A 14,988-nucleotide genomic window follows, 5' to 3' on the forward strand; every position below is an offset into this window, starting at 1 on the left:
CACAAATTTATGAAAATAATTTCAGTTTATGAAAATGCAATGAAAACATGATGCCGCTATTGCTGATGACAGAGTTAAGACGGTATAGGAGGACTCTATACAGCTATCCGTTACAGCACAATGAGTTTTGGATGATACTATTTGCACACAATTTGTAAAACTTTTCATAAATTCATGTAAGTTTTGAATTTATGATAGGAAGTTAAATAGAATTATTGTATAATATTGTGGAAACAGGGGTGAGTTTATGAGTTTATTGGATGATGCCCGAAAACGGATCAATGCGATTGATGAGGAAATGGCAAAACTTTTTGAACAGCGCATGCAGGCGGTTGAAGATGTTATCCGTTACAAACAGGCGCATCAGATGAAGGTTTTGGATACATCAAGAGAACAGTATGTTATTGAACATAATACAGCATTTATTCAGCGTGAGGAATACAGGGACAGCTACATAGAATTTATCAGTGAAATGATGGCAATCTCTAGAAAATATCAGCGATCGATCATTAACCGGGATCTTATCGGTTATTCCGGGACAGAAGGAGCATTTTCCCATATTGCTGCTGAGCGGGTGTTTTTGGATCACCGAAAGAAAAGCTATGCCTCCTTTGAAGACGTATTTCATGCAGTAACGGAGCGGGAAGTGGCCTATGGAGTCATTCCGTTTGAAAATTCATATACTGGTGAAGTGGGAGAGGTACTGGATCTTCTGATGCGTTATGATGTATATATCAATGATATATACGATTTGCAGATATCACAGAATCTGCTAGGTGTAAAGGGAGCATCTCTAGCGGATATCAAACAGGTGTATTCCAAGGATCAGGCGATATATCAGTCAAAGAAATTTCTGGAGGGACGCGGCTATGAGCTGATACCATATCCGAACACTGCGCTTGCGGCAGAGTATGTTGCGAAAGAAAATGATAAATCCAAGGCTGCCATTGCCGCGAAGGAAAATGCAGAGCTGTATGGTCTGGATATACTTGCGGAGGATATCAATACAAGTGAACAGAATACGACACGCTTCATCATCATCAGTAAACAGCTGATACAGCAGGGCAATCGCTTCTCGCTCGCTTTTACCACACACCACAAGGCAGGTGCACTCGTACATGCGATGAATATTATCGCTCAGTATGGATTTAACATGCAGAGTATTAAGTCCAGGTCGATAAAGGAACGTCCATGGGAATACTATTTCTATGTGGAAATAGAAGGAAATCTGAAGGATGCAAAGGAACAGCATCTGATCCACGATTTAAAGGAAGCATGTGAAGAGGTAAAGATACTCGGAGCATATCAAAACGATGAAAGAAAGCAGGGATGAATATGAGTTTTGTAAAACAGAACGTCAATAAGGCGCCAATCGAAGATACAGTATTCGCTATTGTGAAAAAGGCAAAGGAAGCCAAGGCTGCCATCGGTGCAGAGCAGGTTGTCGATGCGACCATCGGCTCTTTATATAATGAAGAAGGGAACATCGTTGCCTTTGACAGCGTGTTTACACCTTATAACGAAATAGCAAAGGAAACAAAGGCTACCTACGCGGCCAGCTTTGTCGGCAATGATTCTTTCCGTAAGCAGGTTTATGAATGGATCGTGGGCGGCACGGGCTCAACTCTGGTACACAGTGTGATTGCCACACCGGGGGGGACCGGGGCAGTAGCGATCACCATGCAGGAAATACTGGATGAAGGGGAAACGGTTATTCTCCCTGAAATCGCATGGGGCAGCTATAGGCTGATGGCGACCATGGATAATCTGAAGGTGAAAACCTATTCTCTGTTTGAGGGAGATCATTTCAATGTAGAGTCCTTAAAGGAAGCCTGCCGTGAGGTTATGAAAACGCAGAAGAAGCTGCTGCTGGTAATCAATGATCCATGTCATAATCCAACTGGTTACTCTATGAGTATGGAGGAATGGCAGGAGATTGTGGCATTCCTGAACGAATGTGGAAAGGAAGTGCCGGTAGTGCTTCTCAATGACATTGCTTATATTGATTTTTCTTATGATTTAGAGCATTGCCGAAATTATATAAAGACATTTAATGATTTTTCAGAAAATGTTATGGCTGTAATTGCCTTCAGCTGCAGCAAGGCGCTGACCTCCTATGGCTTGCGTTGTGGTGCCGCTATTCTGTTGGCACAGACAAAGGAAGCTGTACGCGATGTGGAAATCGTATTTGAGAAGGCGGCCAGAGCTACCTGGAGCAATGTGCCGAATGCTGCTATGGAAAATTTCACATATGTTACAACAACCAATTATGATGCGTATATGAAGGAAAAGGCGATGTATGTGGAGCTTCTGAAAAAGAGAAGTGACATCTTTACAGAAGAAGCAGATGCCTGCGGATTGGATTACTATCCTTATAAAGAGGGCTTCTTCGTAACTGTGAGAATCGAGGACAATGCATTGCGTGATGTCTTCCACGAAAGCCTGATGAAGCAGCATATTTATACAGTAAAGGTAAATAAGGGCATTCGTGTTGCGGTGTGCTCTCTAAGCAGTGAGAAATGCAGAGGGCTTGCGAAGCGCATGAAGGAAATACTTGATACATGTAAATAGACGCATATTACATTAGCATGATATAGATAAGCAGACCGGGTATTGCGGTCTGCTTTTACGCTTTTCGTAATCCGATGTATTCACTTTGTATATCGTTTTTTTAGCTTTTCCAGTTCATAAAAATATAATCCTATAATCGGTAAATCGCTTTTTGTAATAATCTCCGCATTCTGACTTTAAAAGCTGCATCCTGAATACCATCTTCTAAATCCGGTAAGACATTGTAAAAAGTGCCGTTTTTTTCTGCTGCTTTTCTGAATTTACTATCATGGAGATACGGAGCTGTTATATATGACAAAATCAAGCACGCCTGTTGTTGCTGTCTGTCTGGGACAAGTCACCATGAACGCTTATTCCCATACATAATTCCTTCATCAGAGTCATTGTTATCGTTCAGTACTTCTCAGCTTCCTGTAACTTTTCCACCCTTATAATGGCGTAGTTTTGCAGCTTTACTTACCATTTTAAATTTCAATTTTACAATTTTCCCATCTTTTCAGTATTCGAAGGAATATGTAAATCAGAATATACATCATAGAAACCAAATTCGTGCAGTTCGAATGAAGGTTATGGTATAGTATAAGAAAAGAAATGAGGGATAGCATGATACTTTTTGTAAGCGGACGCTGTGATATACCGGCATTCTACAGCACATGGTTTTTCAATCGGCTTCAGGAAGGCTTCGTGGATGTTAGAAACCCGTTCAATCCTCATCAAATCAGTCGTATTTATCTGAATGAACAAAATATTGATGGTATTCTGTTTTGTACAAAAAATCCGATTCCCATGATGAACAGACTGGAGGAAGTACCCTTTCTCTATCAGTTTCAGATTACGCTGACACCTTATCATGAGGATATCGAGGAACATGTAGCATCCAAAAAGGAAATCGTAAATGCGGTAAGAGAAATGTCACTGCGACTGGGAAAGGATCGTGTAATCGTTCGCTATGACCCGATCCTGCTTACTCCCAAATATACCGTGGAGTACCATCGGCGGGCATTTGAAAAGCTGTGCAGCCAGTTGGAGGGCTATGTGGATACAATTATCATTTCATTTGTGGATATGTATAAGAATACGGCAGGCAATCAGAAGCGTATGCAGCTACAGGAAATGCGCCGACAGGATATGCTGGATGTCGGAAAGGCACTGGGCAGTGTCGCTGAGCGCTATGCTGTACATATACAAACATGTGCAGAGGATATTGATCTTTCCCCCTATCATATTCACAAGGGACTCTGTATGGATCGTAAAAAGCTTGAGAGACTGGTACAGCATTCCTTGGATCATATTCAGGGAAAGGGTGTGCGATCTGTCTGTGGCTGCATGCCGACGGTTGATATCGGTGATTATAACTGTTGTCCGCACGGCTGTCGGTACTGCTATGCCAATTATAATGAAAAACAGATTGCGGAAAGAATGAAGCTCCATGATCCGCAAAGCAGCGTCCTGCTGGGACACCTTGATGAAGAGGACAAGATTACGATACGAGAGGATAAGCATATCCGTCAGATTTCACTGCTGTAGGACGAAAATATTTTCAGGTATGATAAGGAAATCCTAACTTGAAGTTTCTATTGCATAACTTGTTCTATCCATGCCATTTTCCTTTTGTTCGTGATTCATAGCGTGGTATAATAAACACACAAGGGAGAATGAATTGTTTGCCAATTGGTATAGAGAACTTCAAACTATGATAGATGAAGGTTATTATTATGTTGATAAAACCCTATTCATTAAGGAAGTGCTTAATGAAAAAGTTGCACTGTACACAAGACCGCGTCGGTTTCACAGAATAGTATCGCGATACCTTTGGTATCCGACAAGAGGCGCGCTAGTAGCGGGAAAAACATTAAATATGAGTAGGCGCTGCCCGCCCAGGCGTGCTATATTATTTCTTTTCTATGAAAGAGAAAGAGAATGCGTATCTTTTTGATAATCTTGAAATTTCAAATGATTGTGATGCTTTGCTTCATCAGCATGCATATCCAGTTGTATTTATCACCTTAAAGGATATGAAAAGAGCTGATTATAAGATGCAGATTGAGAAATTCAGTTCTATAATTTCAGACATTGTTAATGCAAATTCGGAATTGCTGAATAGTCCAATGTTAAATACTGCACAGAAAAATTTGTTGACACAGTATCAAAATGAGACCTCAACCATAAGCAACTTAATGGATGCTTTGTTTAAAATCAGTATTTGTATGCAACTGCATTTTCAGAAAAAAGTCATTATTCTGATTGATGAATAGGCGCTGCCCGCCCATGGCGTGATGTTCCTTTACAGACTGCATATTTGAATGGCTACTATGATGAAATGGTAGACTTTCTCAGGCATGTGTTTAGTGCAGCCCTTAAAACAAATGATGCTTTAGAAAAAGGTATTTTGACAGGTTGTAGACCTAAAGCCGATGGCAGAAAAGGCTTGTGAACAAATCAAAAATCAGAAATATATAGAGGGATTGTATGCAGATGGCTATGAAGATATTATAGGATATGGAATAGCATTCCATAAAAAGTCCTGTGTAATTACATCCTTGAAAGATATTTGAATGCTTTACATTAAAAAAAGCTGTGATAACTAGAAAGTCTGGTTTCACGGTTTTTTTAAATAATTGTTTGCTATTTTTCATCGCTTATTTGTTAGTCGAAATTATAATGTTCTCTGAAACCTCTTTATTGCGTCTTATGATCCAAAAATTATCATAATAAAGATGCAAGAAAATGCTTTTTATGGATATAGGATGCGTATGGAGTTGATATAATACGATATGATAAATAAATTGGATAGGATAATTTTGAAAGTATATAGTTACAAAGCATGAAAAAGAATACGCCTATATTCTGAATAAACCGCATACATATCCCGTAGTTTCCTCAGGAATCCGAAATTGAGAAAATCAGATAAGAAAATTCACTTTATCTATTGTAATAAAATCAGGTTTCTAGTAAAATAGACATGTATTGACATACATGCTTGTATATACCCTGTAATAAGGTCAGGGAGTTTCTAGCCGTTCACCGTAAACGAACGGGCTACAAGCAAACAATTACTCTTTCTTTTTGTTCTGGGACGTACTTGTTTGCTTTTTATATTGCAGGCCGGTGCGTCTTTATAATTTTTATAGGAGGTCTTACTTATGGTCTTAAGAAGATACGCTATAACAATTACACAATTTAACGGTTTTTAGTGTACATATTGGTGAAAACGATATGTATTTTTTTATTTCAAGGAGGAAAAACAAATGAGTGAAATCAAACCTGTCGTCAGTATTTTAATGGGAAGCCGTTCCGACTTGCCAACAATGGAGAACTGTTTCAACCAGCTGAAGGAATTCGGTATTCCTTTTGAAGCACACGCATTAAGTGCCCATCGGACACCGAATGAAGTTATCAAACTGGCAGAAGGTGCCAAGGATCGTGGAATCAAGGTTATTATTGCGGCTGCAGGCGGAGCTGCTCATTTGGGTGGAGTTATCGCATCCAGCACAACACTGCCGGTAATCGGCGTTCCGATTCAAACAAGTGCACTGGGTGGAATGGATTCCTTGCTGTCCACTGTCCAGATGCCTGGAGGAATACCGGTCGCAACAGTTGCAATCGGAAAAGCAGGTGCAAAGAATGCCGCTATTCTGGCAGCACAGATGCTTGCGTTAAGCGATGAAGCAATGGCTGAAAAAATGGTCGCATTCAAGGCTTCCATGGCAGAAAAAGTAATCAAAGATTCCGTGATTGAAGTGGAATAGGGAAAGGTGAATATACTATGAATTATCGCGTATTTGTGAAGAAAAAGGAAGCATTTCAGGTGGAATCCGCTTCTTTGTTTCATGAACTGAAGCAGAATCTGAATCTTGCAGGATTGCAGGGTGTACAGATGTATAACGTATATGATGTCTTCCATGGGGATAAACATGACATGGAGCTTCTGAAAGAAAAGGTTCTGAGTGAGAAAGTAACGGATGAGGTTTTTGATGAAATTGATCTGAAGGGAAAAACCTTCATTGCATATGAATGCCTGCCAGGACAGTATGATCAGCGTGCGGACAGCGCACAGCAGTGTCTGATGCTGTTGAATAACAAGCAGGATGTTGTAATCAAAAGCGGACGTATCGTCATTCTGGAGGGCAGTGTTACAGATGAAGAAATTCAGGCTGTCAAGAAATACCTGATCAACCCGGTAGAGATGAGAGAAAAGGATCTTGCCGTACTTGGGTATGAGGAGGATGTGGAGATTGAACCGGTACCTGTTTTAAGTGGCTTCCGTGATCTGGATGAAGCAGGTCTGGAGGCATTGCGCAGTGAACAGGGGCTGGCTATGACGCTGGCGGATGTTCAGCATATTCAGAAATACTTCAGGGAAGAGGAAGAGCGTGATCTGACGCTGACAGAGCTGAAGGTACTGGATACCTACTGGTCTGATCACTGTCGTCATACAACCTTTGAAACGATCCTTCAGAATGTAAAGATTGATGCAGGCAGTCTGCAGGATACCATACAGAAGGCATATGAGCTGTATCTGAAGCTGAGAAAAGATGTACATGATAATAAGAAATTTGTGACGCTGATGGATATGGCTACCATCGCGGGTAAATATCTGCGGAAAACAGGTAAGCTGGATGATATGGAAATCAGCGATGAAATCAATGCATGTTCCATTGAAGTAACCGTGGATGTAGATGGTGAGGATCAGCAGTGGCTGTTGATGTTTAAAAATGAAACACACAATCATCCGACGGAGATTGAACCGTTCGGCGGTGCAAGCACGTGCATCGGCGGAGCAATTCGTGATCCGCTGTCCGGAAGAAGCTATGTATATCAGGCAATGCGTATCACAGGTGCCGGAGATATTACAAAGGATATTAAAGAAGCACTTCCAAACAAGCTGCCGCAGAGCCGCATATCAAAGGGGGCTGCCGCAGGATATTCCTCCTACGGGAACCAGATTGGTCTGGCAACTACCTATGTAAAGGAAATCTTCAATGACGGCTATGTCGCAAAACGTATGGAGGTAGGTGCAGTCGTAGGCGCCGCACCAAAAGAAAATGTTGTGCGTAAAAAACCGGAAACCGGAGATATTGTCGTACTGATTGGTGGAGCAACCGGTCGTGACGGTGTCGGTGGAGCAACCGGTTCCAGTAAGGAGCATAACGATACCTCTCTTACAAAATGTTCCAGCGAGGTTCAGAAGGGAAATGCGCCAATCGAGCGTAAGCTGCAAAGATTGTTCCGTAATCCGAAGGCAACGAAACTGATCAAAAAGGCAAATGACTTCGGTGCCGGCGGTGTGAGTGTCGCAGTAGGTGAAATTGCGGATGGATTGAGAATTGACCTGGATAAGGTTCCTGTAAAATACAGTGGTTTATCCGGAACAGAGCTTGCCATTTCTGAATCACAGGAACGTATGGCTGTTTTGATTGAAGCGGATAAATTTGAGGAATTCAAGCAGCTTGCATATGAAGAGAATCTGGATTCCTGCATTGTCGCAGTCGTTACAGAGGAGCGCCGTCTGGTGATGAGCTTCCATGGAGAAGAAATCGTAAACATCTCCCGTGATTTTCTGGATACCAACGGTGTCCGCGGACTCCAGGATGTACTGATCCGTGAGGGCCTGAGTGATACCGACCCATTCCACAGCAAAGTGACCTCTGTGGAAGAAAACCTGAAACAGCCCAATGTGGCGTCCCAGATCGGACTTGCGGAAATGTTTGATGCTTCCATTGGAAAATCAACCGTCCTCATGCCATTTGGCGGAAAATATCAGTTAACGGAAACTGAAGGAAGTGTACAGAAGCTGCCGGTATTCGGCTTTACCAATACATGCTCCATCATGACACACGGCTATCATCCGGAGCTGTCGCTATACTCTCCGTATCTTGGTGCCAGCTATTCTGTTGTTGAAGCACTTGCCCGTGTTACTGCCATGGGTGGCAACTATGAAACCTGCCGTCTGACAAATCAGGAGTACTTTGAGCGACTGCATACCGATCCTGAAAAATGGGGAAAACCAATGCAGGCACTGCTGGGGCTGATTGAAGCGGAAATGGCATTTGAAACTCCAGCCATCGGTGGTAAGGATTCCATGTCCGGAACATTTAACGACATCAGTGTTCCGCCAACCTTGATTACCTTTGCGGTCACAACGGAAAAAACAGAGCATATTATTTCACCGGAGTTCAAGGAAGCCGGACATCATATCTATTACATAAAGCATACACCGAACGATAATCAAACACCGAATTATGAAGAACTGAAAGCAAACTTCGCCAAGGTGCGTGAGCTGATTCGTAAAGGCGTGATTTGCTCAGCCGCAACTGTGAAATTCGGAGGACTTGCGGAAGCACTATGCAAGATGAGCTTCGGTAATAAAATCGGTGTTGAGGTGAAGACAAGCGAACATATCTTTGATCTCAGTATCGGAAGCATTGTTGTGGAGAGCAGTGAAGCGATTTACGATGAAGCCTTTGTATTACTTGGGAAAACGACGGATGCCGACACGATCTGCATCAATGAGGAATGCATCACAATCGATAAAGCTATCACCGCATGGTGTGAGCGCTACAACACCATGTATCCAATGACAGTGGATCAGGAAAAGGGTGTTATTGAAACACCGGAGTATACTGCAAACGAGCGTGTTCATGCGAAAAAGACGATAGACAAGCCTAAGGTTATTATTCCGGTATTCCCTGGACAGAACTGTGAATATGATACAAAACAGCAGTTTGAGCGCGCAGGTGCGGAAGCTGAAATCTATGTCTTTAACAATCTGAATGTAGAAAGCATTGAACGCAGTTTGAAGGAGCTGAGTGAAAAAATTGCATCGGCTCAGATTCTGATGGTTGTCGGCGGCTTCTCCAGTGGGGATGAACCGGATGGAAGCGGTAAATTTATCGCCAATGTCTTAAGCAATCCTTCCGTAAACAAGGCTGTGCAGACACTGTTGGCAAATGATGGTCTGATTCTCGGTATCTGTAATGGATTCCAGGCACTGATCAAATCCGGTCTGCTGCCATATGGAGATATTACCAAGCTGAGTGAGGAATCACCAACTCTGTTCAGAAACAATATCAATCGTCATGTATCCCATATGGCGACAACGAAAATAACCTCCAACAAATCACCATGGCTGTCCAGCTTTACACCGGGACAGGGACATTCCATCGCGATGTCACATGGCGAAGGTAAATTTGTCGTTAGTGATGAGGTTGCTAAGCAGCTGTTTGAAAACGGACAGGTTGCTACACAGTATGTAGATCTGGATGGCAATCCAACGATGAATGGTACTTATAATATCAACGGTTCCAGCTATGCCATTGAAGGTATTACTTCCTTGGATGGTAGAATCTTCGGTAAGATGGGACACAGTGAGCGTTATGAAGACGGACTGTTTAAAAATATTGATGGGGATAAATATCAGAATATTTTCCAGAATGGCGTAAACTACTTCAGAAATAAATAAAAACAAAACCTATATAGGAATAGGCAAAATGCGTAAAAGAGAAGCAATTGAAGCAAAACCTATATAGGATAAGGCAAAATGCGTAGAAGAGGAGCAATTATGGATATACAATCCTTACTGCCTTATATCGGTGGGGCGATCGTTATTATTTTGCTTCTTCTGATCGTAACAATAGGCTATGTTAAGGCACCGCCTGACACAGCCTATATCATTTCCGGTTTGAGGAAGAAAATTATCGTGGGAAAGGCAAGTATCAAGATTCCGTTTCTGGAGCGTCTGGATAAGCTGAGTCTGAAGCTGATTCCAATTGATGTTAAAACAAGCAGTATGGTACCTACCGCTGATTATATCAATATTCAGGTAGATGCCGCAGTAAATGTTAAGGTTGGCAGTGACAGCAATAAGCTGGAGCTTGCAGCACAGAACTTCCTGAATCAGAACAGTGACTACATGGCACGCGTTGCCCGTGAGGTTCTGGAGGGAAATATGCGTGAAATCGTTGGACGTATGCGTCTGGAGGAAATGGTGAGTGACCGTCAGAAATTCGCTGAGCTGGTAAAGGAAAATGCGATGCCGGATTTAGCGGCCATGGGTCTGAATATCGTCAGCTTCAATGTTCAGAACTTCACAGATGCAAACGGGGTTATTGACGATCTGGGTATTGATAATATTTCACAGATCAAGAAAAAAGCCGCAATCGCAAAGGCGGAAGCAGATAAGGAAATCGCTGTTGCGAAGGCGGATGCCGATCGTCAGGCAAACGATGCCAGAGTTGCGGCAGAGCGTGAAATTGCAATCAAGAACAATGATTTGAGTATCCAGAAGGCAGAGCTGAAAAAGGTTGCCGATGTGAAGCAGGCGACAGCAGATGCGGCTTATGAAATCGAAAAGGAAAATCAGAGAAAAACGATTGAGGTCACCTCGGCGGATGCCAATATTGCGAAGCAGGAACGGGAAGTTCTTCTGAAGTCAAAAGAGGCAGAGGTTAAGGAAAAGGCACTGGAGGCAGAGGTCAAGAAACAGGCGGAGGCTGAAAAATTCGCAATACAGCAGAAAGCAGATGCAGAGCTGTATACGCGTCAGAAGGAAGCAGAAGCAAAGAAGTTCGAAATTCAGCAGGAAGCGGAAGCACAGCGTGCAAAAGCGGATGCGGACCGATACAGCCGTGAACGGGAAGCACAGGGTATTCAGCTGGTTGGTGAAGCGGAGGCGGAAGCAATTCGCGCAAAGGGTATTGCCGAGGCAGAGGCAATGGATAAAAAAGCAGAGGCATACCAGAAATATACCGGAGCTGCCGTGGCGGAAATGCTGATCAAGGTTCTTCCGGATGTGGCAGGTAAGATTGCAGAGCCGTTAACACAGATTGATAAGATCACCGTTATCGGTTCCGGAAATGATTCCAGCAGCATTGATTCTGTGGCCGGAAATGTTCCCGGTGTCATGACGAAGCTGTTTGAATCCATGAAGGAAACGACCGGTATTGATCTTGGTGAAATCGTCAGAGCGAATACATATGATGCCAAGGTCACAAGAAATGTGAATTTCTCCGGAATCCCAGCCAGTGATAACGATACAAATGTTGTGGTACAGGCAGTGGACAGCGTAAGGAAGCAGGATGAAAAAAAGCCTGAAAAACCGGTAAAGCCGGTAGAGGAAAAACCGGTTGAAAAGAAAGCGGACAATGATAAAATGTCCTGGGAAAAATAAAAGAAGAAAGCGAGAACGTGTATGAGTGATAAGTATAGAGAAGCCGGAGTCGATCTGGAAGCCGGATATGAATCCGTTCGTCTGATTAAGAGTCATGTCGCTAGAACAAAGGTAAGGGGAGCAATTGATTCCATCGGTGCCTTTGGCGGTATGTTTGATCTTTCCGTATTAAACATGAAGGAACCGGTTCTGGTAAGCGGAACCGATGGTGTTGGTACAAAGCTGCTTGTGGCATTTGAAATGGATAAGCATGACACAGTTGGTATTGATGCTGTGGCAATGTGCGTCAATGATGTTCTGGTACAGGGGGCAGCACCAATCTTCTTCCTGGATTATCTGGCAGTAGGCAAAAATGAACCGAAGAAAATCGAACAGCTGGTAAAGGGTGTAGCGGATGGCTGTGTGCAGGCAGAGTGTGCCCTGATCGGCGGGGAAACTGCCGAAATGCCGGATATGTATGATGTGAAGCATTATGATATTGCCGGCTTCTGTGTGGGTGCCGTGGATAAATGCAATCTGCTGGACGGACAGAAAATCGAGGAAGGCAATGTACTGATCGGTCTTCCAAGTACCGGCGTACATTCCAATGGATTCTCTTTGATCCGCAAGGTATTGTTAAAGGATGCCAAGCTGGATCTGCATAAGGAGTATGAAGAAATCGGAAATCAGAAGCTGGGAGATGTGCTGTTAACTCCGACGAAGATCTATGTCAAGGCAATCAAGCATCTGCTAGGCAAGGTTGATATCAAGGGAATGAGTCACATCACCGGAGGCGGCTTCTATGAAAATGTGCCTAGAATGCTGAAGGAAGGACAGGGTGTTACCATTGATACAACAGCTTATCCTCACAAGCCTATCTTTGATATGATTGCGAAATATGGAAATATTCCGATGGATGAAATGTGCAATGTATTCAACATGGGTATCGGCTTTATGATGGCTGTCGATAAAAAAGACGTGGACACCGTACAGAGCCTGTTGAAGGAAATTCATGAGGAATCCTATGTCATCGGTGAAGTTACAAATAGTGGAAGCGTGGATGTAAAATGGTAAATATTGCGATTTTTGCGAGCGGAAACGGCTCCAATTTCGAGAATATTATTCAGGAAATAAACAACGGACATGTAAACAATGCAGTCTGCAAGGTTCTGATTATCGATAAGGAGCATGCCTATGCGAAAGAGCGTGCTGAAAAGCTGCATATACCCTGTGTATACGTAAATCCGAAGGCATATGCAGGCAAGGAGCCTTACGAACAGAAAATTCTGAGTATATTGAAGGAGCATCAGGTGGAGCTGATTGTTCTTGCCGGATATATGCGTTTTATCGGTAAGGTCCTGCTGGAAAGCTTTCCAAGACGCATCATCAATCTGCATCCGGCATATCTTCCCAATTTCCCGGGAGCCCACAGTATTCAGGATGCGTATGAGGCAAAGGTCGATTTCACAGGGGTTACCGTTCATTTTGTAGATGAAGGTGTGGATACGGGCGAAATCATCCATCAGGAAAAGATTACGATCGATTCCACCTGGTCACTGGAAACCCTGGAAGAGCATGTGCATGCCCTGGAGTATGACATGTTTCCAAAAGTAATAAAGCATGTATGTAAAATGATAGAAAGCGAGGAAGCATAATGAAGCGAGCATTAGTCAGTGTTTCTGATAAAACAAATCTGGTTCCGTTTGTATCTAGTCTGGTAGAGCTGGGATATGAAATCATCTCTACCGGTGGTACAAAAAAAGCGCTGGAAGCTGCAGGTATCAAGACAATCGGAATTTCCGAGGTAACGGATTTTCCGGAAATCATGGATGGGCGTGTAAAAACACTGCATCCAAAGGTTCACGGGGCATTGCTTTGTGTGAGGGATAACCCTGATCATGTACGACAGATTGAAGAGCTGGGAATCCAGTATATCGATCTGGTATGTGTGAATCTGTATCCATTCAAGGAAACCGTGCAGAAGCCGGGTGTCAGTCATGAGGAAATCATTGAGAATATCGATATCGGCGGTCCAAGCATGCTGCGCAGTGCTTCAAAAAATTATAAGTTTATTCCGGTTCTCTGTGATCCGTCAGATTATGATGCTGTAGTAAAGGAGCTGCGTGAAAACGGGGAAACTTCTCTTACAACAAGAGAATACCTTGCAGCGAAGGTATTCCGTCATACCGCAAGCTATGACACGATGATTGCAAGCTATCTGACAGAAAGAACAGGCGAGAAATATCCGGAGAAGTTTACCATCACCTTTGACAAGGTACAGGAGCTTCGCTACGGAGAAAACCCGCATCAGAGTGCTGCTTTCTATAAGGGAATGAATCCACAGTATTCTCTGGCAAATGCAAAGCAGCTCCATGGCAAGGAGCTTTCCTATAATAATATACAGGACGGAAATGCAGCGATTGAAATTTTGAAGGACTTTGAAGGGCAGCCGGCAGTTGTCGGCTTGAAGCATATGAATCCTTGCGGTGTCGGTATTGGAAAAACGATTGAGGAAGCATGGGATAAGGCGTATGAGGCCGATCCGGTTTCTATCTTCGGTGGTATTGTTGCCTTCAATGAACCGATTCATGCGTCAGTGGCAGAAAAGCTGTCTAAAATCTTCCTTGAAATTATTATCGCACCTGCATTTGATGAAGATGCATTTGAAATTTTGTCCAAGAAGAAGAATATCCGTCTGATGCAGCTGGATACCTCATTGGAGGTAAATGCCAAATACAAGGTTACCAATGTAAATGACGGTCTGCTTGTGCAGGATATTGATGATCATAAAATTACAGCAGAGGATCTTCGCTGTGTGACAAACCGCAAACCAACGGAGGAAGAGCTGGAACAGCTGTTGTTCGCATGGAAGGTGGTTAAGCATGTCAAATCCAATGCCATTGTTCTTGTAAAGGACAATATGACGATTGGTGTCGGTGCCGGTCAGATGAACCGTGTCGGTGCTGCGAAGATTGCCATTGAACAGGCAGGAGAAAAAGCAAAAGGCTCAATCATGAGCTCCGATGCGTTCTTCCCGATGCCGGATACCGTTGAGGAGGCTGTAAAAGCAGGCGTTACTGCTATCATTCAGCCTGGTGGTTCCATTAAGGATCAGCTATCCATTGACGTATGCAATGAGCATGGAATTGCGATGGTTTATACAGGAGTACGACACTTTAAGCATTAATTTATAAAAAGAGGCTTAGCAAAACAGATTCTTTCCACGTACAGAAAAAAGAATTCAACAGCCGTATGCTATAAACGGATTG

At 43.1% G+C, this 14,988-nt stretch carries 11 protein-coding genes and 1 riboswitch; all 11 genes read left to right on the forward strand.

Annotated features, from left to right (window positions below; genetic code table 11):
• Positions 1–247 precede the first annotated feature (247 nt).
• Positions 248–1,333, forward strand: a complete 1,086-nt coding sequence (locus ACG3M1_RS00275; RefSeq protein ID WP_002606737.1) for a chorismate mutase — start codon at positions 248–250, stop codon at positions 1,331–1,333.
• Between the two features lie 2 nt (positions 1,334–1,335).
• A complete protein-coding gene (locus tag ACG3M1_RS00280; protein ID WP_008818055.1) occupies positions 1,336–2,571 on the forward strand; it encodes a pyridoxal phosphate-dependent aminotransferase in 1,236 nt (411 codons plus the stop codon).
• Between the two features lie 603 nt (positions 2,572–3,174).
• Positions 3,175–4,098, forward strand: a complete 924-nt coding sequence (locus ACG3M1_RS00285; RefSeq protein ID WP_008818056.1) for a DUF1848 domain-containing protein — start codon at positions 3,175–3,177, stop codon at positions 4,096–4,098.
• 166 nt (positions 4,099–4,264) lie between these two features.
• Complete coding sequence (locus ACG3M1_RS00290; RefSeq protein WP_224720934.1) at positions 4,265–4,507, forward strand: AAA family ATPase; 243 nt, start codon at positions 4,265–4,267, stop codon at positions 4,505–4,507.
• Positions 4,476–4,826 (forward strand): hypothetical protein, encoded by a 351-nt coding sequence (locus ACG3M1_RS00295; protein ID WP_009588965.1) that lies wholly within the window; start codon positions 4,476–4,478, stop codon positions 4,824–4,826. Before ACG3M1_RS00290 ends, ACG3M1_RS00295 begins: the two co-directional genes overlap by 32 nt.
• 705 nt (positions 4,827–5,531) lie before the next feature.
• A riboswitch (purine riboswitch) is annotated at positions 5,532–5,633 on the forward strand.
• A 186-nt stretch (positions 5,634–5,819) separates the two neighbouring features.
• A complete protein-coding gene (purE, locus tag ACG3M1_RS00300) occupies positions 5,820–6,320 on the forward strand; it encodes a 5-(carboxyamino)imidazole ribonucleotide mutase (RefSeq protein WP_002606742.1) in 501 nt (166 codons plus the stop codon).
• A 17-nt stretch (positions 6,321–6,337) separates the two neighbouring features.
• The gene (locus tag ACG3M1_RS00305) at positions 6,338–10,033 is read left to right on the forward strand and encodes a phosphoribosylformylglycinamidine synthase (protein WP_008818058.1); all 3,696 of its coding nucleotides are present in this window, start codon (positions 6,338–6,340) and stop codon (positions 10,031–10,033) included.
• Between the two features lie 99 nt (positions 10,034–10,132).
• On the forward strand, positions 10,133–11,740 hold the full coding sequence (locus tag ACG3M1_RS00310) for a flotillin family protein (protein ID WP_054344305.1): 1,608 nt from the start codon (positions 10,133–10,135) through the stop codon (positions 11,738–11,740).
• Positions 11,741–11,761: 21 nt separating this feature from the next.
• Positions 11,762–12,793, forward strand: coding sequence for a phosphoribosylformylglycinamidine cyclo-ligase (purM, locus tag ACG3M1_RS00315; RefSeq protein ID WP_008818060.1), 1,032 nt, complete (start codon positions 11,762–11,764; stop codon positions 12,791–12,793).
• Positions 12,787–13,374, forward strand: a complete 588-nt coding sequence (purN, locus tag ACG3M1_RS00320; RefSeq protein ID WP_008818061.1) for a phosphoribosylglycinamide formyltransferase — start codon at positions 12,787–12,789, stop codon at positions 13,372–13,374. Before purM ends, purN begins: the two co-directional genes overlap by 7 nt.
• On the forward strand, positions 13,374–14,906 hold the full coding sequence (gene purH / locus ACG3M1_RS00325; RefSeq protein ID WP_008818062.1) for a bifunctional phosphoribosylaminoimidazolecarboxamide formyltransferase/IMP cyclohydrolase: 1,533 nt from the start codon (positions 13,374–13,376) through the stop codon (positions 14,904–14,906). The genes purN and purH overlap by 1 nt, the downstream gene beginning before the upstream one ends.
• The last annotated feature ends 82 nt before the right edge of the window (positions 14,907–14,988 follow it).

The organism is Clostridium sp. 10cd*, from assembly GCF_044336395.1.
Taxonomy (GTDB): domain Bacteria; phylum Bacillota_I; class Bacilli_A; order Erysipelotrichales; family Erysipelotrichaceae; genus Clostridium_AQ; species Clostridium_AQ innocuum.